The sequence below is a fragment of the Paenibacillus sp. sgz302190 genome (assembly GCF_059820445.1).
This window is the reverse complement of the sequence record NZ_JBZYAO010000006.1, coordinates 74946-98489: the sequence shown is the minus strand read 5'-3', so window position 1 is coordinate 98489 and position 23544 is coordinate 74946. Positions and strand designations below refer to the sequence as shown.

At 46.1% G+C, this 23544-nt stretch carries 14 protein-coding genes; 3 read left to right on the top strand and 11 right to left on the bottom strand.

Annotated features, from left to right (window positions below):
* Nucleotides 1–91: 91 nt before the first annotated feature.
* Together AC6RNO_RS09635 and AC6RNO_RS09630 are read left to right on the top strand one after the other, a co-directional pair.
* Nucleotides 92–1834, top strand: a complete 1743-nt coding sequence (locus AC6RNO_RS09635) for a histidine kinase (protein WP_497105304.1) — start codon at nt 92–94, stop codon at nt 1832–1834.
* Complete coding sequence (locus AC6RNO_RS09630; RefSeq protein WP_497105303.1) at nt 1764–3407, top strand: response regulator; 1644 nt, start codon at nt 1764–1766, stop codon at nt 3405–3407. The genes AC6RNO_RS09635 and AC6RNO_RS09630 overlap by 71 nt, the downstream gene beginning before the upstream one ends.
* A gap of 92 nt (nt 3408–3499) precedes the next feature.
* Here AC6RNO_RS09630 and AC6RNO_RS09625 read toward each other — a convergent pair whose 3' ends face one another.
* The 6 genes from AC6RNO_RS09625 to AC6RNO_RS09600 all read right to left on the bottom strand — a co-directional run bounded on the left by AC6RNO_RS09625 (nt 3500) and on the right by AC6RNO_RS09600 (nt 14748).
* Entirely contained in the window at nt 3500–4843 is a 1344-nt protein-coding gene (locus tag AC6RNO_RS09625) for a GH1 family beta-glucosidase (protein WP_497105302.1), read from the bottom strand.
* 26 nt (nt 4844–4869) lie between these two features.
* Nucleotides 4870–6945, bottom strand: a complete 2076-nt coding sequence (locus AC6RNO_RS09620; protein WP_497105301.1) for a methyl-accepting chemotaxis protein — start codon at nt 6943–6945, stop codon at nt 4870–4872.
* A 36-nt stretch (nt 6946–6981) separates the two neighbouring features.
* Nucleotides 6982–7797 (bottom strand): ABC transporter permease subunit, encoded by an 816-nt coding sequence (locus tag AC6RNO_RS09615; protein ID WP_497105300.1) that lies wholly within the window; start codon nt 7795–7797, stop codon nt 6982–6984.
* The gene (locus AC6RNO_RS09610; RefSeq protein WP_497105299.1) at nt 7797–8702 is read right to left on the bottom strand and encodes an ABC transporter permease subunit; all 906 of its coding nucleotides are present in this window, start codon (nt 8700–8702) and stop codon (nt 7797–7799) included. Before AC6RNO_RS09610 ends, AC6RNO_RS09615 begins: the two co-directional genes overlap by 1 nt.
* Before the next feature lie 74 nt (nt 8703–8776).
* Nucleotides 8777–10132 carry an ABC transporter substrate-binding protein gene (locus AC6RNO_RS09605; RefSeq protein WP_488434144.1) on the bottom strand — a complete coding sequence of 452 codons (1356 nt, stop codon included), beginning with the start codon at nt 10130–10132 and terminating at the stop codon, nt 8777–8779.
* A 224-nt stretch (nt 10133–10356) separates the two neighbouring features.
* Nucleotides 10357–14748 (bottom strand): carbohydrate binding domain-containing protein, encoded by a 4392-nt coding sequence (locus AC6RNO_RS09600; protein ID WP_497105298.1) that lies wholly within the window; start codon nt 14746–14748, stop codon nt 10357–10359.
* A 454-nt stretch (nt 14749–15202) separates the two neighbouring features.
* Here AC6RNO_RS09600 and AC6RNO_RS09595 point away from each other — a divergent pair, with 454 nt between their 5' ends.
* On the top strand, nt 15203–16096 hold the full coding sequence (locus tag AC6RNO_RS09595; RefSeq protein ID WP_488434142.1) for an alpha/beta hydrolase: 894 nt from the start codon (nt 15203–15205) through the stop codon (nt 16094–16096).
* Between the two features lie 103 nt (nt 16097–16199).
* On the opposite strand, the gene AC6RNO_RS09590 is transcribed toward AC6RNO_RS09595, so the two are convergent.
* From AC6RNO_RS09590 to AC6RNO_RS09570, 5 genes are all read right to left on the bottom strand, one after another.
* Entirely contained in the window at nt 16200–17819 is a 1620-nt protein-coding gene (locus tag AC6RNO_RS09590; RefSeq protein WP_497105297.1) for a response regulator, read from the bottom strand.
* A complete protein-coding gene (locus AC6RNO_RS09585; protein ID WP_497105296.1) occupies nt 17812–19569 on the bottom strand; it encodes a histidine kinase in 1758 nt (585 codons plus the stop codon). The genes AC6RNO_RS09590 and AC6RNO_RS09585 overlap by 8 nt, the downstream gene beginning before the upstream one ends.
* Nucleotides 19570–19662: 93 nt before the next feature.
* A complete protein-coding gene (locus AC6RNO_RS09580) occupies nt 19663–20583 on the bottom strand; it encodes an ABC transporter permease subunit (RefSeq protein WP_497105295.1) in 921 nt (306 codons plus the stop codon).
* 14 nt (nt 20584–20597) lie between these two features.
* The gene (locus tag AC6RNO_RS09575) at nt 20598–21500 is read right to left on the bottom strand and encodes an ABC transporter permease (RefSeq protein ID WP_474682073.1); all 903 of its coding nucleotides are present in this window, start codon (nt 21498–21500) and stop codon (nt 20598–20600) included.
* A 67-nt stretch (nt 21501–21567) separates the two neighbouring features.
* Entirely contained in the window at nt 21568–23301 is a 1734-nt protein-coding gene (locus AC6RNO_RS09570) for an extracellular solute-binding protein (protein WP_488434137.1), read from the bottom strand.
* Between the last annotated feature and the right edge of the window lie 243 nt (nt 23302–23544).

Below are 23544 nucleotides of genomic sequence, written 5' to 3'. Positions count from 1 at the left end.
CCGAACAGCTTCGTACTAAATGTATCTTATCACAAATTTTAAAGTCAACTATGGTATAATTTCACTAAGAAAAACAATTGGGAAGTAAAGGATGGGTCCGTTGCGAGTGCGCGCTAATCTTTTCGTCAAAATAACTGGATTCCTATTCGCGATCATATCGGTAACATTATTGCTATATGGATTATCCTACCAAAAGGATGTTGACGTCATCACCGAACAAATCAAAACTTCGGATTTGAATCATTTAGACTTTTTCACCAAACAAATGGACAATAACATCAATCAGTTAGCCGGTTTGGTTTATACCTTGCAACGCGATCCGACCATTCGCGAATATGAACATATCCAAGATCTCAATCATCTTATTGACCCTAACAAAACCACGCTGACAGTTCTGGAAAAGTTGGCTCTGCAAACCAGTTCAAGCACGTGGGAGAATCAGATTACAATTTACAATATACAAAAACGCGAGGCCCTGTCTTCAGATGCTTCGGCTGTTTTCGAAGAGTCTCTGCTTAAGAAGCCACTGCTCAAAGGCTGGAATTATGAGATGAAAAATGCGGATGGCGGATTTCACTTGCTGCTCGCGGATCCTGTCGACTTTGCAGAAACGCCGGAATTGTCGAATATGATCATTGAAGTCCGTTTTCCAGTATCCAATTTGCAAAAAATGATCGGGGAATATCAGTATTTCGGCGATACTTTCCTGTACCATCCAAAATTCGGGCTTATACGAAATCAGAATTTGGACACAAAGCTGGCAACCGGGATTATTGACAATCTGCAGAACATTTATGCTGAGCAGCAGTTTTCAACCATCGTCTATCTGGAAGGCAAGCAATATCTGGTCAGTATGATTCGTTCATCATCGTTAGGATGGTATATGGTTCATTATTCGCCGCTTGAACAAATTTTACATCCAATTAGAACCAGCAGGCTGTCATTTATCACCGCTTCTTTCGTATTGCTTGCCCTCAGCACTTTGTTCTCTCTAAACTTGTTCCGTCAGGTACAGCGCCCAATTGGCATTCTGCTCAGAGCGGTAAACAAGATGAAGGAAGGTTATTGGTCCACGCGAATCCGGACGAAGGCAAATAACGAATTCTCCATGTTGAATCAAGGGTTTAACGAAATGGCTCAGAAGGTTCAGGAACTGATCGAACGTGTCTATCTCGAACAACTACGGGCCAAGGATGCTTATCTGAAGCAATTGCAAGCACAAATTAATCCGCATTTTCTTTATAACTGCCTTTTTTTCATGAAAAGCAAGGCAAGAGTAGGCGATACGGACTCCGTTGAAGCGATGGCGCTTAACCTTGGCGAGTATTATCGCTACATAACGCGAATGGATCATTCATTGACAACGATCGGACAAGAAATGAAGCTGGTGGAAAACTATTTATCGATTCAAAATCTGCGCAAACAACGTATCGATTATTCCATAAGCATCACGGACGTTTTGCTTGCGGAGCCCATTCCCAAATTGTTAATCCAGCCCATCGTTGAGAACAGCATTATCCATGGGATCGAAAAGAAATTGGGTGGCGGCCGGATCATCATCTATGGAGAAACGAAAGATGACACACTGATCATTTCAGTCGAAGACAATGGAGCGGGAATGGATCCCCGCCAAATGGATAAGCTCTACGCCGTACTAGACACGCCAATCCGCGAGGATGGCGGATGCGGGCTTTGGAACGTTCAGCAGCGTTTGAAACACCAGTATGGCGACTTGTCCGGTTTGCACATTGAACCTTCCCAGCTTGGGGGAGTCAAAGTCACACTTCGCATCCAGAAGAAAGGACTCAATCATGTTACAAATACTACTCGTTGACGATGAACCTTATGTTGTAGATGACTTGTCTGTCACAATCCCTTGGGCGGAGTTGCAGTTTGAACAAGTCCACAAAGCCTACTCAGGACAAGAAGCGTTAGAAATCCTTAGACACAATCCTATCGATATCGTTATCACGGATATCAGCATGCCCGAGATGTCCGGCCTGCAGCTGATCGAAGAAATTCGCAGCGGGTGGAAACATATCAAATGCGTGCTGCTTACCGGTTATGCGGAATTTGAATATGCCAAGAAAGCTATCCAGCACCAAGCAAGCGCTTATTTGCTAAAGCCGATCGGGGATGAGCAATTGATCGAAGTGCTTCGGCAATTGCATCTTGAGATTCAACGTGAATGGGAGACATTAGCTTCCTTCCAGAATACGATGCAGACGTTTCGAGAGCATCTTCCTTTGCTGCGAGACCGGCTGCTTAATGAACTTCTACAAGGACGACGGTTCTCGAATGACCAACTTGCCGAACAAATTCAGAAGTATCAGCTCCCCCCACTGATCGATGAACGCGTCGCGCTTATGATCGTGCGGCTTGAAGATTATTTTCAAAAGCAGGACATGAATAGCATCCATCTGTTTGAGTATGCCATTGTCAACATTGCAAACGAATTGTTCCATGAACAGTTCGACATCTGGTCATGTAAAGATGCACATGAGTATTTGGTCTTTTTGCTCAAGCCGAAATCATCGGATGTCCATACCCATTCCATCACTCAAACCGCCTTTCAATTGCAAAAAAACATCCATTTGTATCTTAAAGGCGCCGTTTCCATCGCGACAACAACCTGGGGGAAATTCCCGTACGAAATGCGCGGGCTTTATCAATCTGCGGTCTCCTTAATCAGGCGGAGAATCGGACAAGATACCGGGGTTTTCCTGACCGTGGATCAGCAATCCGGCAATAGGGACATCCAAATTATGCAATCGCTATATGAACCTCCGACCTTCTTTCATTTGTTCGAAGCGAACCGCTGGGATGCCATTGAAGAAAAGCTTCACACTGTTTTTCATGAGTTAAAAAACAGCGGAACGCAGTCTCAGGAGCATATCGAAGAGACCAGACATTATCTGAAAACGGCATTTTATTATATTGCCCATAAAAATAACAAGTTGCTGGGGGATATCATCGGCTCCATCATGGATGAGGCCAGAAAGTTCCACTCGCCCGATATGCTGAAGAATTGGGCTATGAATGCCGTAGGACAATTAAGAGCCTATTTTGATCTGGAGCACCAGGATCAGCGTGCCATTCTTATTAACGGAGTACATGACTTTGTAGATCAGAATATCGGTTATGTTTCCCTTCAGTCCATTGCAGACCATGTACACTTACATCCTGTCTATCTCTCTAAAATTTATAAATCCGAAACCGGAAAAAGCATCAGTGATTATTTGTTTCAGGTTAAAATGGAAAAAGCAGCACATTTATTAACCAATAGCCAACTTAAAATTTATGAGATTTCATCCATGCTCGGTTACTCGACTGCACACTATTTTATAAAGCTGTTCAAAGAATACAGTCAAATGACTCCCCAGGAGTTCAGGGACCGGTCAAACTGAGCGATTTTGAAAATTCAAAGAACGGAGCATCGTTAAGACGCTCCGCGTTTTTTTGTAACGACAAACTCCGGCATTTGATAGAAGACCTTAATCTACAAATCAAAGCCGTTTTGACGAATAACTTCCTTATACCAGTAGAAACTGTTCTTTGGCGTGCGGGTTAACGTTTGAAAATCGACATGTACGAGTCCAAATCGTTTGCCGTATCCTTCCGCCCATTCAAAATTATCCAGCAATGACCAGGTAAGATAACCGATCAGATTCACGCCGCTCTCCAAACAACGATTTACCTGGATCAAATGCTGCTTTAAATATTCAATTCTCCTCGTATCGTTTACGTGCCCTTCCTCTACCTCATCGTTATAACAAGCGCCATTTTCTGTAATTAGCAGCGGGATATTCCCATACCTTTGCGTAATATAACACAGCACACTGTAAAACCCATCGGGATAAATAAACCAGTCAAAATCCGTCTTGGCATACCCGGTATCGATATCCTCATAGTCGAATAAACCTTCGTCCTGCTTATATCGGCCTACGTTCCCCGTATAATAATTAATGCCTATAAAATCTATCGGATAGCGGATAACTTGCATATCGTCATCCTCGATCTCCAATTTGACTCCCTTTGCCGCAAACCAATCGAGCATAAATTGCGGATACGTTCCTAATAAAACAGGGTCCATGAACCATTCCAGAAAGTAGGCAACGCCTCTTCGGCATGCATCCGCATCTTCCTTGCGGTTGGAATATGGCTCCAACCACGTCACATTAGGGGCATAACCTATTTGGCCTTCGATTCCCAGTTCTCTGAAACGTTTCACGGTTCGGCCATGAGCGATCAGGAGATGATGTGAAATCGTAACGGCGAGCTGCAAGTCCCGATTCCCCGGCGCGTGAATACCCATATAGTTGGAGAGAAATGAAATGCACCATGGTTCGTTGAGAGTTATCCAGTACTTGATTCTCCCTGCAAATTTGCGGAAAATGATTTCCGAATAGGCAACAAACGCATCAATTATATCTCTGTTCTCCCATCCGCCACGATCCTGCAACGTTTGCGGCAAATCCCAATGATATAACGTACAAACGGGCTCGATTCCGGCCGCTAAAAGTTCATCAACCAGATTTGAATAATATTCGAGACCTTTCAAATTGAGCTCTCCGGTGCCATCAGGCAATATCCTGGGCCACGCAATAGAGAAGCGATACATCGTAGTTCCCAAGTCTTTCATAATTGCGATATCTTCTTTGTAACGATTGTAGCTATCGCATGCGACATCGCCATTATCGCCATTCTTTACATTTCCGGCCGTATGTGAAAATGTGTCCCATATAGAAGCCCCTCGCCCGTCATCCTTCCAGGCTCCTTCGATTTGATAAGCGGCAGTCGCCGCTCCCCAATGAAAATTTTGCGGGAATCGTATTTGTGCCATTGATCATTCTCCTTTCTTTATATCGATCATGATTTATTAGTTGAAATTCTAAATTGTTGCAATACATCTTTCAGCGTTCCGGACAGCAATTCCATTTGGCTCGAATAAACAACTAATTTTTCACTTATCTGGAATTGCTCGCGTGAAAGATATGTTACCTGCTCTGACCCGGCCGAGGATTGCTGAGAAAACGCGCTTACACTTTGCATAGACTCTGAAAGCGCATGCTCCACCGTTTCCAAATCATGAAGAACCTCTGAAATCCCCCCGATTTTGCCTTGAAAATCGACCATTGTAGATTGCACTTGCTTAAAGATAAGATCGGTTTCTTGTACAGAATTCATCTGCAACTGAAAGATAGGGAATACTTCTGAAATGACTTCTACAGTAGCTTCTACTTCATGATCAATGGAAGTGATTAATTGTTCTGCAATCTGAAGCGAATGCCTGGAATGCTCCGCTAATTTCCGGAATTCTTCGGCAACAACAACAAATCCCTTGCCTGCGGCGCTGGCTCTTGCCGCTTCTATAGAGGCGTTTAGAGATAGAATCGTAGTTTGTTTTGTCAATTGGACCAAGAGTCCCAAAACATTTTGAACCGATAACGTGCTCTCATTCAATCTGCCTATGCGTTCGTTCATTCGATGCATGATATCCTCTACAGATTTAGTGTTATGAATGAGTTCAGTCATATTTCGTCCGCCATGCATACTGATACTTTGTATATCGGCAACGGATTCGAACATCAAGGAGCTGTACTCAATCACCTGTTTCATTCGTTCTCCGAGGGTTGCGCTGACTTGATTTCCGCGTTCAGCTTCCGTCGCAAGCCGAATGGCTCCGTTCGAAATCTCTTCCGTAGCTTGCGTGATTTCCTTGGCTGAATTTGCTGTTTGTTGTGAAACCTGAAGCAGCAGCCTTGAAGTGGACATTACTTCAAATACGGATACATTCGTTTTTTCAATAAGTATCGATACTTGAGCCAGCATTCGGTTGATGCTTTCTCCCAGTTGGCCGATCTCATCGTCGCCTTTAACGCCCACGCGAATCGAGAAATTTCCACGTTCAACATTGCTCATCATATTGCGCATTTGCTCTAAAGGACGAACGATGAAACGAATGATCAAATATCCGATCAAAATAGCAATCAAAGCCGAGATCACGATCATATATATCGTAAAAGACACTATTTTTCGGGTCTCTTGTGTTAATTCGCTAACGGAAGCAGTCTCAACAACTTGCCAATTCACAGAGCTCAGTGGATGATAAACAGCCAGTTCTTGAATGCCTTGCCGTGTCTCGGTTCCTATCCCGCTTCTCCCCTCCAGGAATACATCCGAAGTCATTCCAATTTCTTCGACTTTCAGCGATTGAACAATTTGGTTGTGCTCACTAATAATCCATGTTTTGGAGTTATCGCTAATTTGAATGTCTGCCAGATTGGAAGTCAGCGCATCCAGATCAATTTCGAAAAATAACGCATAATCCCTGCTTACACCGTCAAAGGTTTTCAAATATCTCCCCATTAAGAAGACGGGTTTAGCTGCATCGGAAATGTATCCTCCGTTTTTGGCATCAAACCAGGCAACCTGATCGACCGGAGTCTGAAGCGTTTTCTTGAACCATTCGGAACTGAAGTCCAGTTTCATTGCATGAATATCTTTATCTACAGAATAAAGCTCCACATCTTGACCCGGCGCATCTGCGGGGACGAGGTAAATCCCTTTTATAAATCGAGAGCTTAAACGATAACTATCAAGTCGAGAAGCAATTTTGTTCACAGTTGCCGCTCTCGCTTGCGATATCTGCAATTCATATATGGCTGTTTTCAGTGAATTGTCGCCTGTCAGCTGAGTCGAAACGCTTTGAAACAGTTTCAATTGCAAATCAAGCTTTTGAGCCGCTTGAATAACCGTTTGATGGGCAGCCGTGGCCACTTTGTCTTTGATAATATTTTCAGAAACTTTGTAGGAAAGCGTTCCAAGCACACTGACCAAAATGACGATACTAAAGAAAATGATAGCTGCCAATTTCCAGCCGACACGTTTCTTGATAAATCCGGGAATCAAGTGAACGAAGGGTACAACGAAGCGCTTTTTCATCGGGACTACCGTCCTTCTTCAATCAAGGTTTGACCGTCAAGATTTAACTGCTCCCGTCATGGCGCCTTCAATAATGTACCGCTGCAAGAAAATATACAGGATGATCATCGGACTTGCCACGATGACGAGGGCCGCGGCCAATAAAGTCCATTGGTTGCTGAATTGGCCATAGAACTTGAATAAGCCCAGTACAATTGGAAATAGCTTCTTATCGGAAAGATATATGGTCGCCCCAATCACGTTGTTCCAAACCCCTATTGCCTGCAAAATCGCGCTTGTCGCCAATACAGGTTTTATTAGAGGCATAATTATCGTCATCACATATCTGGAATAGCTGCAGCCATCGATGCTGGCCGCTTCATCCAATTCTCTTGGGACCGCTTTTATGTAGCCCGTCATGAGCATAAATCCAAGACCGATCCCTGTGTTCACCAAAATATATCCGATTCTAGTATTATACAAGCCTAACCAATGGATCAAATTCCACTGCGGAATCATATTGTTCGGCAAAAAAATCGCGATCATAAAAAATACGTACACAAAGCTGCTCCATTTGATATAACTGCGGGATACGGGAAAAGCAGCCAGAGCGGAAATCAGAACTGACGCCCCGACCGATACCCCGGTATAAAGTAAACTGTTCCAAATGTACGTGCTAAAATTGCCCTGTTTCCATGCATTCACATAGTTTTCAGGTTGGAACTGCTTGACGATGCCTACCGGGTCCACAATGAATTCGACGTCCGGCTTAAAGGAAACATTAAACAGATATAAAAGGGGATACAGGTAAAGTATCACCATGATCAGCATGATGAGATAGCCGAGAGGTCTAGGCACCAAATGCATCTTCATTACAACTGCACCTCTCTTCGCCGTAAATAATATTGAGCAATTACTGCTATGACCAGGACAATGCCGAATTGAATAACAGCAACCGCCGAAGCAAATCCTTGTCGAAGTCCTAAAGCACCCGGCGTACCTCCGAATGCGGCACGATATATTTCATAACCAAGTACACTTGTGTTGAAGTTGCCTTGAGTCAGAACAAAAACTACGTCATAGGTTTGCAGCGATCCAATAATGGCCAAAAGTAAATTGACTGTGGCCGTCGAAGCCAGCATTGGCCAAGTGATATGAACAAACGATTGCCATGCTCTGGCGCCATCAATATGACCTGCTTCATAAAGATCGCCCGGGATTGCCTGCAAGCCGGCAAGAAAGATGACCACCGTATATCCCAACGAGCCCCAAATTTGTATAAAGATAACGATGTAGAACGCCAAATCGTAGGAGCCCAAAAAAGTTGAAGAGCCGCCGAATATCCCCAACAGCTTCTGAACCGGGCCATCCATCGGATTAAACATGAGCGACCAAATCAATCCGAAGACGGTTACGCCCAACACGACCGGCATAAAAATCAGCGATCTGTAAAACAAATGGCCTTTCAATTTCGAATTAATGATGATAGCGAGAAGAAGCCCGATAGCTGTCTGCACGATCGTGACAGCCAAAGAAAAAATGACAGTTCTCTTGACCGAAGCCAAATAAGCCGCCGTTCTGCCTGAATGAAAAAACTCTTTATAATTATCAAAACCGATAAAGTGCCACTTCACTCCTGCAACCCCTGAAATATCGGTAAATGAATATAAAATGCTAACCATTGAGGGTCCGAAAGAAAATGCAATGTAAATGATTAATGCCGGCAACAGGAATCCGTAAGGAGCCCATCTATGCCACTTTTTACCGAATGGATACATCTCCAGCAACTCCTGTCCAGTGAAAAATGGGGGTAGGCGCATAAGCAGGACTACCCCCAAGTCTTTGTCTTCAATTATTTAGCGTTTTTCATTTCGACTTCCCACTCTTTTTGCATCTTCTGCATAACTTCTTCAGGAGTTTCCTTGCCTGCCGGCTTTAGAAACTGAACAGGCGTCGGGCTGCCCGTGTAATCGCCGGCTCCTTGCGGCGCTTGCCAGATAACATCCATGGCCAGCTTCAAACCGCTTGCAAGCGGAGCAACTTCCTGCATAAACGAATTCGTGAATTTGACATTTGGCTGAGTAGGCAAGAAACCAACTGTATTAATAAATTCGTTATAGATATCCGGTTGAGAGATAAATTCGAGATACTTTAATGCGGCTTCTTTATTGGCCGATTTTGCAGCGACTAATAGAGACATGTCATATTTACCGAAGAAATTTTTATTATTCTCCGCTTTATCGCTGGCAGGCATCGGGAAGTATCCAAATTTCAGATTCGGATTCGCTTTCTCGATGGCACCCGAATTCCAGATCCCATCAGGCATCATAGCCGCTTTACCGGTTGCAAACCGTCCGACGACCGAAGCATAATCGATGCCCATAAAGTCTTTCTCGGTGTTGTCCAACATTTGTTGATATTTGGTGAATACTTCCGAGAATACCGGATCGGTAAACTTAGCTTCCCCAGACCATAACTTCTTGTCCAATTGCTCGACATTAGGCTCAATAGCCTGAATGAATCCGTTAGCCACCATTCCGAGCGGCCATACATCTTTGCCGGCAAGGGTAAACGGAGCAACTCCGCTGTCTTTCAGCTTCTTAGAGACGTCCATCATCTCCGGCCAAGTCGTCGGTACCTTCAAACCGTTTTTCTCAAACAATTCCTTGTTGTAAAATACGCCTGTGTAAGTAACGGTCCCAATATCAATGCCCCAAACTTTATCCTTATAAGTGGTTGCATTCTTTAGCGCTTCCGGGAAATAATTATTCAAATACGGTTTGCCCGTCAAATCCTCAATCAAACCGGCATCGATGTATTGCTGCAGCGGAGGAACGGCTGCGCCTTTATGCCAATCTTTTTTCGGGTTGATTGCGAAACTCGTAATGATATCCGCATCATTGGCATTTAAGCGGGTTTGCAGTAATGTCTGATAGGCGGCGTCCGGTTTGGATGTATCTAAAGTGATCGTAATATTCGGATATTTCGCATGAAACTTTTCGTTGACTTTCGTCAAAGCCGCAATGTTTGTCGGCTGTTCCCACGTAGCCAGTTTCAACGTGATCGGTTTTTCCCCTTTTCCTTCAGAGGTGGAACTTTGATTTGATTTACTGTCAGTTGTTGCCGTATTACCACCGCAAGCTGTGAAAACAAGTGCCATAGAACAGGTAGTCAATACTGTTAATCCTTTTTTACCAAGCAGACGCATGGAAATCCCCCTAAATAAGTGAGTAGTAAGTAACCGGTACCGTTGTTACATCTTTATTATAGATTTGAAAGAACAGGCCTTAAATAACAAATCGACAGCATCGATAACAAAAAAACAACATCTGATTGTTTACTGCTAAGTGATCAAAAAACGGAGAGAGCCTCCGGATTGGCAATGAACAAGCATTTGCGCAACCTTCCGACTCTCTCGCGTTTCCTTCGAAGTTAAGGGGCAATCGTACCATCGTTGGCTAAGAAAATGTCGTCGATAAATACGCTCAAGTTACCGGCATTGCCTCCGGCAATATCGCCAAGCTCGAAGCTTACCCGTCCTTTGTCCGTAGTATCCTTGTCATCAACAAAAGTAAACGTATAGGTCTGATCGACCGTGCCCAAATCAATAATTTTACTGCCATAGCCATGCCATTCGTAGTTGTGTGCAGCATCAGACCAACCGATACTAATGTTCATCTTGCGCGGTATTGTCGAATGCGCCTTGAACGTCAGCGTGTATTGGTTGCCTTTCTTGTAGCCGATTCCCTCGTAGTAAACCTGGCGATGCCATGATTCTGTTCCGGCAGTACCGACATCTACCTTAAGTGCCCCATTGTCATTCGAGATGGCAAGCTGACCGCTATCTTGCGAGAATGTTGTCCAACCCGGTATACCGGAAGAGAAATCGCCATTCGGAATCAAATTCGCTTTTTGAGACATAATCTGCACCAGAGAAACATTGTCCAGGTACACGGAATGAGAGACAGAAATATCGCCGAGCTTGCCTAAACTGAACTGAAGCACAGAATCCGGATCATCGGCTGTCATTGTGAATACTTTCTCGAAATGCCGTTTATAGGTGGCCAGACTAACGGTTTGTTCCATATAATTCGTATACGGCGCTCCGTTAAGCTGCGCCACTCCCTTAATATCCCGCGGAACTGAGGCTGAAGCGTCGAAGCTTAAGCGATATGTTTTTCCGTTCATAAGCGCTTTGTTAACGGCTTGTTTGACCTGGACATCCCAATCGTTCGCGCCCGGTCCTCCGATGTTCACGCTTAATTCCCCGGTGGCCGCGGACATTGTGGAAGCTTGCACGCCCGGGTCTGGGGAGTTTTTCAGCAGTGCCCATCCAGTTGTATCCTTACTGCCGAAATCCCCGTTTTGGATCATTTCCCGGGATAAGTCGATCCATACGGTGTCATAATCCTGCCCGGTCAAACGCAAGTAATAGGTTCCTGCTTGCAGATCAAACGGTTCGATATAAATCGTTTTATACGCTTGTCCGCCTTCAGCATGGCCAACGGCAACCGTGGCTGTTTTTACTGCTTGCAGGGACTCGTCCAGAACCGTAAAATTCAATACGGAGTCGTCTTTGGCGTTTGAGACCCTTACCGAAGGCACGTAACGTCCTGGCTGCGCGATGCTGATTTTGTAATCCGCATAATTGCCCGGGGACATTCCTGTAACTTCTTTGCCGCCCTCCCCGCTTGCAATCAACGTTGTCCCTTGCATTTCCCAATACTGGTCTGCCGGGATATGAGCATAATCATTCACTGTAGAAGGATTGTTACGTTTAATCAAACGTACATTATCCAATACAAATGTTCCCTTGTCGCCGCCTAACAGAAATTTCAAGGTAGAATCAGCGTTTGTATCATTGACTGTAAAATGCTTGGTATAAGTAGTCATGGTATTCGTCAGATTCACGGCCGGCTCGCCCGTGAAGGTTACACCGCCGCTCGCTCCCGTATCGAGTCCGATCCCAATCGAACGGTTGTGATCTGCCTTAGCATCAAACGTTAACGTATACGCAGCTCCTTTGGACAGCACAAGTCCCGCTTGCGACAGTACTACACTATCCGGAGAAGTGCCGCCATTTGCCGTAATGACCGATAGCTTGCGATCCATCATGTAGGTTGAAGCCACAATATCGTTGCTGACTGAAGCCGCTGCACTTGCTCCCGAAGAGTTTGCAAGATTCCAGAACGCCATTCTGTCCGTGCCTTGATCGAATCCGCCGTTAAATATCAGATTGCCGTCGCTAAGAGGCTTCCTCTCCTCTTGCGGTTCCTGTATCCACGGAATCTCGACCACCTTTACGTTTGTAAAATAAACGCTCGCTGTAGATGTCTTGCCGAGATTGAATTCAAAACGGGCGTTATTATCGGTCTTACCCTTCATATTGAAGGAGTAACGGTAGGTATCCCATTGATCGGTGAGCTGTTTGGTAACCTCCCCCGAATAAGCCGTCCAACTTCCCTGATATTGTGTCAGCTTGGACATGACCGAACGAGGCGCATCGGCCTTGGCGTCAAACGTCACCTCATATGCTTTCCCTTTTTCCAGCATGAGGGGCATTTGCGTAAGTTGAATCGAATACAGCTGGTCGCCTGCATTCGTGACTTCGACTTTTGCCGCTTTCCCCTTTACAGGATCTTCGACGATACTGACATTTCCGTCTCCATTGACGTTCTTAAGCAGCTGCCACATAAGCGGAACGCCGCTTTTATCAGTACCCCCATCGAATTTATTGTTCCAAATTTGATTTCCGTCCGGCATAGGAGCGCGCTGAGGCGTATGATTACCGGAGGAATCAGGACGCTTGCCGGTCACGTCGGGCAATTTGTCCAAATCATTGTATTTATAAACGCGGACGTAATCGACATACATTTTATCAGATGCAAAATCGTCCTTCGGATTTCCCGGCATATCGCCGCCGACGGCCAGATTCAAAATCATATAAAAAGGCCGGTCAAACGGCGCAGGATACGTATAATATTCCGGCTGCCCGTCCCCTTTCGTACCCCAATCGTTCGTTTCAAAATATTTATGACCATCGACAAAGTAACTTATTTTCCCAGGCAGCCATTCCAATGAAAACACATGATAATCGTCGGCAAATGTCTGTCCTTGCGGCAGCACGTAGTGATCCGCTTGCTGCGCATGCGGAATATCGTAGTGAATGGTGCCCTGGACCCTCCGCGGGTACACATCCGCATTAGCGGGATCGGTCGCAACCGGCCCTGTAAGCTCCATGATGTCCATTTCGCCGGAGCCTGGCCATGGTCCATATTGATTATGTTCGTCCGTAGGCATCATCCAGATGGCCGGCCACATGCCTTGCTGAACAGGCAATTTGGCACGCACTTCGAACTTTCCATACGTCCAATCGCCTTTCATTTGAGATGTCAGCTTACCCGACGTAAAGTTGCGACCCGAGTGAGATTCTTTTTTTGCCTCTAGAACAAGTACGTTTTTGTCACCGTCTTTCCCGATACTTACGTTGTTAGGACTGTAATATTCCAACTCATTATTGTAAACTGTGCCTGTGTCCTGAACGTTCCATTTGCTCGTATCGACCGTACTGCCGTTAAACTCGTCGTTCCATACTAATTGCCAAGGATCGTCTTGCGAAGAATTGCCAGAGCTGGAAGAGCCGGATGTGCTGGATGCACCGGATGCGCCAGATGACGAACCAGGCATCGCTCCAGGGTTTTCGGGCAATTTAAGCTCATCGCCCTTGCTCACCGGTTGACCGTTAACCGTAACGCCGTCAGCACCTACTTTCAGATGCTCAATCGTACCTTTGTTCACGATCTTGGAGCCGCGCGCCGCTTCCCCGATTCGCACTTCCTTCACCTTGGAACCTGAAGACAATTCCACAATAGCTGGATGATTGACCTCGATGATGTTAGCCGAAGAGCTGTTGTTTAAAGCCACCCTGACGAGGTTATTCTTCTTACTCAGTACCATTCGGGACAGCTGTGACTTATTAAAAATGACGGAATGCGTTCCGCCCCCCTTAATAACGGTGTCGCCGGCAACCGTAATGCCGCTGAATGCAGCCTCTCCTTCGCCTACTCCTTCCGTAACATAAAGATTGCCGCCAATTTTCACATCCTGCAGCGTCGTTCCGGGCCTATTGACAATTGCATTTCCGCCAATTCCCCCCGTCTTGGCATCGCCAAAATCCGGGCTCATCCAGCCAATTATGCGACCCAGCAGTTCTACGGTTTCAGCACGTGTAACGGCACGTTTGGGCTGCAAATTTTGCCCGTCGTCCCCTGCCAGATATCCCGCCGAGATTAGACTGGCCATTGCTGATTTTGCATAATCATCAATTTTCGCAGCATCGTGGAACCGGGATGTCGAATCATTGGCATGGCTGCCGATTTGAAAAGCCCGAGCTAGCAAAAGTGCGGCATCTTGACGCAAAATTCGCTCATTCGGTAGAAATCTCCCATCCGGGTACCCTTCGATTAATCCGGCCTGTGCAGCTTTGGATACGGAATCCATATACCAATCGGAAGGTTTAACATCCGTAAACGATGACGGTCCATTACCCTCATACCGGAACACACGGTTAAGGAATGTGACGAATTCAGCGCGTGTTACCGGCTCATCCGGATGAAACTCCTGATTGTCGTAACCGGTTACAACACCTGCCTTTGCAAATTTCGCAACAGCAAGATTCGCCCAGTGACCATTCATGTCCACGAAGCTAACATCCGCAGACGATGGCTTTGCTTCTGCAGAAGCGGCCAAAGCCGGCGCTGTCGGCGAGAAGAAAGGGACAACAAGACTGATGCTTAAAAGTGTAGAGTATACTTTCCGATACACGTTGACTCCTCCTAATAACGATAGTTGGTAAAACTGGCTGCGGCGGACTGTTTCCATTATAGGCTTGCCCCTTGATGCCAGAAATACCAAATCATTAATCTGAATAACAAATATTCAATGTGGAGCCGCAAAATATCATGGAAAAGACAATAAGACGAATTCTTCTGTCTCTGCGTGAATTTTTTAACAAATTCCGAAAGGTATTCATTTACAAAATATATCAAATATGGTATTATTCATTTGTATGCGCTTACAATAATGACTGCACACTGCTTTGCTTCGCGAGCGAGGGTACTGCAAGCCGGGAGGGGGGATGCTACTCAGCGTTGAAAGGGGTTTCAATTCGGCATCAAGGAGGATCGCTTCTGAGCGAGTAACAGAACAGAGTGAATCAGGGTTCACTCCAAGCTGGCAAAGCCAACAAAATTCACAAATCCAAGGAGGAGAAGATGAAATGAAGAAAGGTTTAACTCGTATTTTAAGTCTGGCATTGGCCACTGCGCTGCTGGTGCCGACGATGTCCACTGCCGCGTCCCAGACACAGGAGCAGAGCAGCTCTGCAGTCGCGGCTGCAAACGGCCCCGTTATCCCGGCTCCGAAGGGGTATGATGCTTACCGCAATAATATTCCGCACGGGAACGTTCAGCAGATTAGCTATTATTCCAAAACAGTAGGCAAGTCGCGGAACGCAATGGTGTATACGCCTCCGGGCTATACGCCTTCGAAAACCTATAACGTCCTCTACTTGCTGCACGGTATTGGCGGGGATCAGTATGAATGGCTCAATAATATGAATCCGCGGAATATTCTCGACAACCTGTACTCCGAGAACAAACTGGAGCCGATGATTGTGGTATTCCCGAACGGCCGCGCCATGTGGGATGATCGTCCGGTAGGCGATATTTATGCTCCGGACAAGGTAGCCGCCTTTGAAAAGTTTGAGTTCGATCTGATCAATGACCTCGTTCCTTACATCGACTCTAATTTTCCGGTGTACAAGGATAAGCAGCATCGCGCGCTCGCCGGCTTGTCGATGGGCGGCGGACAAACGCTGAACTTCGGGTTGACCCATCTGGACAAGTTCTCTTGGATCGGCGCGTTCTCGTCCGCTCCGAATACGAAGTCGGCATCGCAGCTCATCTCCAACCCGTCTCAGGTCGCCAGCCAACTGAAACTGCTGTGGCTGTCCGTCGGCGCTTCGGACGGTCTGCTGTGGGTCAGCCAAAATTTCCATAATAGCTTGAACGGCATGAACATCCCGCACATGTGGTATCTGGATGTGGGCGGACACGAAGGGAAAGTCTGGAGCAGCGGGCTGTACCAATTCTCGCAGCGCATCTTTAAGTAAATAATAATGAAAGCTGGACGAAAAAACGCGATGTTCTCCGTCCAGCTTTTTTTTGAGCATCTGCTGACCTGCAATTGGCCGCTTTTAAACTTTGCAGATCCGCTTATTTCCTCAAGCCTTCCCGATATTCCAGCGGTGTAAAGCCGAATGACTTTTTGAAAAATCGGGTAAATGAATGAGGAGTTTCATACCCTATCCGAACACCCACCTCGGCTATTTTTATCTCGTCCTGTTTCAGCAATTCTTTCGCTTTTTCTATTCTAGCTTCATCTATGTACTCAGATAGATTGATTCCGCTTTCCTGTTTAAAAAGCCGCGACAAATAAGATGGATTGAAATGAATGACATTGGCTAAACGCGCAAGCGACAAGTCCTCGCCAATATGTTCGTCAATGTACAAACGGACCTTGTCGATCGCTGCAGCCGCCCTGCTGCGTTCTCCGCTCAATCGAAGATCGAACAAAGACTCCGCAATCTTTTTCAAATAAACGAAACTGTCCTGCCAAGATGCATGCATATCTCTCTGCATAAGACTGCTTGCTTCAACCTTGTCATGCAGCTCCCAACGATTGATGTATGATAATAGAAGCAGTGCTATCGTGTAATAGAGCTCCAAGACAAAGGTGCCCCCGATTCTGCCCTCAACGAAAGCCGTTTCGGTCAACTCTTGCAGCAGTAGCAGAAACCCCTCTCTGCTGCCTCCTTCGAGATGAATCGCCAACGCTTCCTCCTTTTCCCTCAAAGATCGCGAAGGAGCCGCAGTCTCGATCGTTTCCATGTAAATGGTTTGTATCATCTGGGCGCCGTCGCCTGCTCTCCTATGCTGTTGGTTTCTGATCCGTTCATACGCCATGGAAAGCTGCTTCCATTCACACGGTTCAGCACAGAGCGTAATGGCAAAAGTGAGTCCCAGCGAATCCATACAGGCTTGCTGCAGCAGCTCAAATTGGCCTTCTAAGAACCTGACCGTGCGGACATAGGCTTCACCTGGCTCTATTCGCTTGCCGCGCTCCGGCTGGATAAGCCATACAAGGTCGCCGTATCGGTCAATGATTCCAAGACTGTCGGTCCGCTCCGCAAGGAAGGTTTCAGCCAAAAATTTAACGGCTAATGCAGCCTCCTGGCTTTCGGCAAACGACTGGCGCAGGTTCGTACGCTGCAGGTCGCCAAGCACCACGAGCACGGGGAGGTAGGGATCGAGGACAATGCCCAATTTGCGGAAATCAACCCCCAGCTCCTCCGCAGCTCTCGCCCCCTGAAGCAGATACCTGAAATAATTGCCTTGGGCAAGCGTTTCAAGCATAGTTAGCTTCTCGCTTGACTGCTTGATCAGATCATGGAACTTCAGACTGTTCTCCAATTCCTTAATGGCATCGGTTACCGCCTTGATGATCTTGTCATATCCTTCGCTTTTAAGGAGATAGCTCACCCCCGATGTTTGGATCGCCTGGTATATATAATCAAAGTCATTATATCCGGTCAAAAAAATGATTTTGCAATGCGGCCATTGACTCCGTATGTTTTTCATGAGCTCCAGGCCATCCATGCCGGGCATCCGAATATCGGATAACACAATATCCACTCTCGTTCTATTCATCAAATCCAGCGCTTCTTCTCCGGCATAAGCTTTGTACATATCAAGCCCAAGATTCAATTGCTTAAGCACCTCAAATAGTCCTTCTGTAATAATTTCTTCATCATCGACGATAAGCAATCTAATCATGAGCTTCATCCCCTCTAAAGGAAAAACAAATGATGACTTTCAGTCCCCCGAGCTCGCTTCTGCTCACCCGCAAACCATACGCATCACCAAACGTAATCTTTACACGGCGGTGGATATTCACAAGACCTGTCGTCTCCGTATGTTCATTATCGTCAGCCAAAGAATTTGCTATGCGCTCTAACGCATGGTCCGACAAGCTTTGGCCGTTATCTTCGACTATGATGCGGATTTCCCTTTCTTCCACTTCGAACCGGATGACAATCAATCCGCTATGCCTCATTCGCTCCAAACTATGTTCGAATGCGTTTTCAATGATGGGCTGGATAATCAACCGGGGAACCGACACCTGTTCGGCTTCCCGCGGGAGCGAGTCGAACTGCACCCGAATGCGCCGTGAAAAGCGAAGCTCCTGGATCTCCGTGTACATTCTGGCATGGTGAATTTCTTGTTTCAACGATACTTCATCCGAAGCATTACGGGTCACAAATTGGAAGTACTCCCCAAGCTGAGTCGTGAACTGCTCGATTCGCTCGACGTCGCCCGTCTTTGCCATCGTATTCAGGATAAAAAAGCTGTTGTATAGGAAATGCGGATTAATTTGAGATTGAAGTTGTTTCAGTTCGGCACGCTGAGTCATAATTTTTTGTTTGTAGACCTGATCTATCAGCGAACGCAGATTCGCGATCATTTGGTTGAATCGGCCGTACAAATATCCGAACTCGTCCTTGGATTCATGTGCGATAACAAACTGAAGATCGCCGCTTTCCACGCGCCGAAAGCTCTTAACAAGCGATAGCAGCGGTTTATGTATAAATTTATAGGTGGAGAACGCATACACGGCAATAATCACAATGGCAACGAAAATAAACAGCCATGCCCATGCATAGAACTTACCCAGCGGCTTCTTGATGATTTGTTCAGGAATGAATCGGATGATGGACATATTCAGATAATCGGAACTTGCAAACGCAGTGTAATAACGGCTGCCTAACCTATTATAGGTTCCCTTTTGAGCAAATGTCGATATGTCGATTTGTGAAACGAGAGCATCCATATCTTGTTGCAATTGATTTTCAGAAACGCTTACAAGGATGTTCCCGGTTTTCTTGGAGAACAGCAGTGTGCCGCTGCCGGCGTATGTATTGAGTTGACTTAGCGCCTCCCGAAGCTTCGCGGTGTCAAGTTCGATTTCGATAATAAATAGGGGCTGATCCCCTTTGGTGGCGCTCTGTTTGGCTGCGCTTAAGTATAAGCTCCCTTTCCACTCGATGACCTGGTTGTTCCTGACGTCAAATTTCGAGCGATTCTCGTAGTAGGATAGCGGGTCCAAATCCCGAGTCCCATTTGCGGATGAAACGGATTTTGAAATCGGAAAGATGTCAGCACTCACATTTTTGATGTACATACTGCTGTTTTGAATGGCATTAAGCCGTTTCCACAACGTGTTGATTTTTTCCGTGCGCTTGAAGGCGTCCATGGAATTCCAGGTTAGCGTCAATTCATTGAGGTCCTCGTCTTCCAGGATACTGAACTGCTGCAATTTCATTCGCTCCAGCTCGTTCTCAAGATCGGTCAAATAGAAAGTAATCTGGGAGACAGCAGTCTTTGAGATGTCTTCGCTTGCCGTCTGTACAATCCAGTGATACAAATAGACGCCAAGCGAAAGAATTGGCAGCATGATCAGTAAAAATGTAGCGAGCAGCCGCAGGAAAATCGTATTTCTCAGAGAGAACGGTTGACGGTTGAGCAAGGAGAGGGAACCTCCAAACGTTTTCCTTCATTATAACTTGAAACCATGTTTGCATAAAGATTGCAAATCGCCCTCCGGGATACCTTTCGGCTGTCACCCCTTCACGCTTCCCAAAACAATCCCTTTTACAAAGTACTTTTGCAGAAATGGGTACGCCATAATAATCGGAAGTGAACCCAGGAAAATTTGCGAGGATTTCAGCGTCCTGTCCGATATCAGAGCCAAATTCAACGCTTCGTCGCGGGACATATTCGATAAATTTTGTTGAATAACAATCGTCTGGATGTAGCTTTGCAGCGGGTAATGGTTCGGGTCCCCCATCAGCAGCAGGCCGTCAAACCAACTGTTCCAATGCTCCACCATCGAAAACAAGGCAAGGGTTGCAAGCGCGGGCATGGATATCGGCACATAAATTTTCCAAAGCGTTATCCAGTGGCCTGCTCCGTCAATGGTAGCAGCCTCCGCAAGCTCTTTGGGCACTTCGCGAAAAAAATTAAGCAGCAGCACGATACTGAATACAGGAACCGCACCCGGCAAAACAAGCGCCCAGATCGTGTCAAGCAGATTGTACTGCTTGATTGTCGTATACCAAGGGATCAAGCCGCCGTAAAAAAGCATGGGAATAAAAAAGATCCATGCATAGATGTTGCGAAAACGAAACGAGCCCGATTCTTTGGCTAAAGGGTAAGCGACCAGTATAGTTAATAATAGGTTTAACGGCGTTCCGATCGCAATACGTTCCAACGAAACCAGCATGGATTGCCAGAATGCTTCCCGGCTCGCCGTATATGCATAGGAAGCCAAGGTGAAATCAACCGGCCACAGCTTCACATAGCCTGCCGACGCCGCAGTGCTTGAGCTGAACGAAACGGCGATAATATGGATTAACGGAAGCACACATATGAAGGATATCAAGATGAGAAAGGAAGTATTCACAACAGAAAACCAATCGATACGCTTGCGGGATACCCTGATCCCCTTATCCGAAACAAGTTTAGCCGATAGATGTACCACAGGTTTCCCTCCTTCTAGAAAATTCTATAATTCGCAAATCGATAGGCGGCAAAGTACGAGCCGGATATCAGTATGAGCGATACGACCGATTTGAAAAGTCCGACAGCAGTTGCCACGCCGTATTGAGCATCTAACAAACCGATCCGATAAACGAACGTATCCAGAATATCGCCGCTTTGATATACTTGAGGACTATACAAATTGAATACTTGATCAAACCCCGCATTGAACAGTTGTCCCAGGCTTAGAACGCATAAGAGAACGATAACCATGCGCATGCCTGGAAGGGTGATATGCCATATTTTGTTCCAGCGATTGGCGCCGTCTATGGTTGCAGATTCATAGAGTCCCGGATCAATGCCGGTAATGGCCGCCAAATAAACGATTGTCCCGTATCCAAAATTCTTCCATACATCGGAAAATATCAGCGTAAACGGGAACCAATGATTGTCCCCAAGAAAAAATATTTTTTTCATGCCTAGAGCGCCCAGCATCCCGTTCACGATACCGTTCGACGGAGACAGAATATCGATCAGGATCCCGCTAAGAACGACCCAAGAGAGAAAATAGGGCAAATAGATCGTTGTCTGAACGCTTCTTTTTATGACTTCATTCTTCAATTCATTGAGAAGAACAGCGCAGACAATCGGTACGATCAGACCGAGAATAAGCTTAAGACCCGAAATAAAGAGGGTATTCCAAAGAACCTGTTTAAAACTCGGCAAATTCCATACGTACCTGAAATTGTCCAACCCAATCCACCGCTGATCGCCAAAGAGGCCCTTCGCCGGGATAAACTTTTGAAAGGCAATGATAATCCCGCCCATGGGGACATATGAGAATAAGACAATAAGCAGCAATCCCGGCAATATCATCAGATGCAGGGGAAGCTCATTTAACCGTTTCCTTGTTATCATATCCATCCTCCGTCATATGAAGCAAAATAAGCAGAGGAAGGAAGGCACTTCCAACCCCTGCCTGTTACTACTTCTTCTTTGAAGCATACCAATCGTTTACTTCTTTTGTTATTTGTTCTCCGCCCAGCTTGGTCCAATCTTGCACGAACTTATCGAATTCATCAACGGATGCGCCCATAATGATTTTCGTATACGTCTCATTCTGCAACTTTTCCAGAGTAGATTTGCGCTCCACCATAGTAGGAGTAGGCGCGCCAACGAACTTATCCATGAGGAACTGGTCGTTTTTATCGTACTGGTCAACAACTCCCTCGGAACCTTCCGGACCGTAAATTCGCTCCCAGCCCCACAGCGCAAACCCGTCCTTAGACCCTGAATTATAAGCATCTAATTTCCCCTGTATCGTTTTGGGCTCCCCCTTCAACGTCGAGAAGTCGCCGGCTTTACGGGCTGCGTCAATGGCTCTAAACGCCTCCACGTTTTTCTTTAGCGGAGAAGGCGTCACAGGGGATAACTGCCATACGCTTTCCGCTTCAGGCGGTGCATAATATTTGTCAAACTCCCCTGTCTTGCCAAAGTTCTTCTCCAGATGAAGATTGAACATTTTGATAACCGCTTCAGGATGCTTAACTCCCTTTTTAACTGCAAAAAACCTTGTCGTACTGAATTTTAAAGGCACTTTAGGCGTTTCGCCGGATTCCGAAACAATTGGAAATGCACGCCACTGCGCATTCGGGTCATTGTTCCGGTTCAACTGAAGCGGCCAGATGGAATTCCATTGTTCGCCATATTCCATTCCGATCTTTCCGGCAGTGATCTGCTCGGATACCTTGCCCCCGTCTTTAATGCCGAATTCCTGATCCAGTTCCCCGTTCTTAAACATACTCTGCAAATCTTGAAGCGCTTTCTTTACTTCGGGCTGAATACCGCCAAAAACTAATTTGCCGGAAGCGTCTGTCTTCCACAAATTCGGATAAGCTTTATAGCCGGCCATAAACCCTTCCAACCCCATGGCCCCTCCCCACAAATCTTTGGTCAAGCCAAGGCCGTATGTATCCTTTTTACCGTTGCCGTCCGGATCCTTTTCTGCGAATGCTTTGGAAATCGCCCGCACATCAGCCAGCGTTTTCGGAGGCTGAAGTTCCAGCTTCTTTAACCAATCCGTACGAATCCAGATAAACATGGCGCGTTCGATCGAAGATTCAACCTGCGGGACCGCCATCAGTTTGCCGTCAATCGTAGCGGCGTCGAACGGACTTGAACCCTCCTGTGACGAGACCTCTTTGAGTAACGGAGAGGCGTATTTCTGATATAAGGCCGTCATATCTTCAATCTGACCGGAGTCGGCCAATTGCTTCAATTGAGTCGCGTTCACTGCAATGACGTCAGGCAAATCGCCGGAAGCCAGAGTTACATTCAATTTCTGCAAATATTGCTCTGAAGTATCGCTTCCTTTGACAATCCATTTATTTTTGATTTTGATGCCCAGTTGATCGTTGTATAAGCGGGTCCAGCGGTTGTCTTCGAACGTTTCGCCCTTCAGCACGCCCAGCACGTTGTTTTCTACAACGTCGTTGAGATTCCGGATGAAAGACACTTCAATCGGCGGATCGTATTTCCCTAACGGATCTTCATTTGCTCCCTTCGCCTCATTCCCCGCTGCACTCCCCGACTCAACGTTAGAACCCTTGCCCTGCCCAGTACCTGTTGAATTGTTCTGCCCGCTACACGCGGTTAATAAAGCAGCAATCGATATGATGGATACTAGCAATGCCTTCGATTTGTGTTTTTTCGCTTCCATGTCCTTCCCCCATTCATCGAATTTATTTATTGTGACCTCTACACAATGACGTTGTGTATGCATTTATTATAGGATTGGACCAGCAGGCAAACAATGTACATCTCTTTACTTTGCTTACCCATCGTTGACAAAATGAAAGCGTTATCCTTTTTCGAAATCCTTAAGACAAAAAACACAGTTCATTCACATATGCGAATGGACTGTGCTTCCGTCTTAAAGCGTATTTGATTAAAGTACTGTCGC

Bases quoted from the DNA above. Each gene is read 5' to 3' on its own strand.
- AC6RNO_RS09635 (WP_497105304.1), top strand. From the start codon at position 92: ATGGGTCCGTTGCGAGTGCGCGCTAATCTTTTCGTCAAAATAACTGGA.
- AC6RNO_RS09625 (WP_497105302.1), bottom strand. From the start codon at position 4,843: ATGGCACAAATACGATTCCCGCAAAATTTTCATTGGGGAGCGGCGACT.
- AC6RNO_RS09620 (WP_497105301.1), bottom strand. From the start codon at position 6,945: ATGAAAAAGCGCTTCGTTGTACCCTTCGTTCACTTGATTCCCGGATTT.
- AC6RNO_RS09615 (WP_497105300.1), bottom strand. From the start codon at position 7,797: ATGAAGATGCATTTGGTGCCTAGACCTCTCGGCTATCTCATCATGCTG.
- AC6RNO_RS09610 (WP_497105299.1), bottom strand. From the start codon at position 8,702: ATGTATCCATTCGGTAAAAAGTGGCATAGATGGGCTCCTTACGGATTC.
- AC6RNO_RS09605 (WP_488434144.1), bottom strand. From the start codon at position 10,132: ATGCGTCTGCTTGGTAAAAAAGGATTAACAGTATTGACTACCTGTTCT.
- AC6RNO_RS09595 (WP_488434142.1), top strand. From the start codon at position 15,203: ATGAAGAAAGGTTTAACTCGTATTTTAAGTCTGGCATTGGCCACTGCG.
- AC6RNO_RS09590 (WP_497105297.1), bottom strand. From the start codon at position 17,819: ATGATTAGATTGCTTATCGTCGATGATGAAGAAATTATTACAGAAGGA.
- AC6RNO_RS09575 (WP_474682073.1), bottom strand. From the start codon at position 21,500: ATGATAACAAGGAAACGGTTAAATGAGCTTCCCCTGCATCTGATGATA.
- AC6RNO_RS09570 (WP_488434137.1), bottom strand. From the start codon at position 23,301: ATGGAAGCGAAAAAACACAAATCGAAGGCATTGCTAGTATCCATCATA.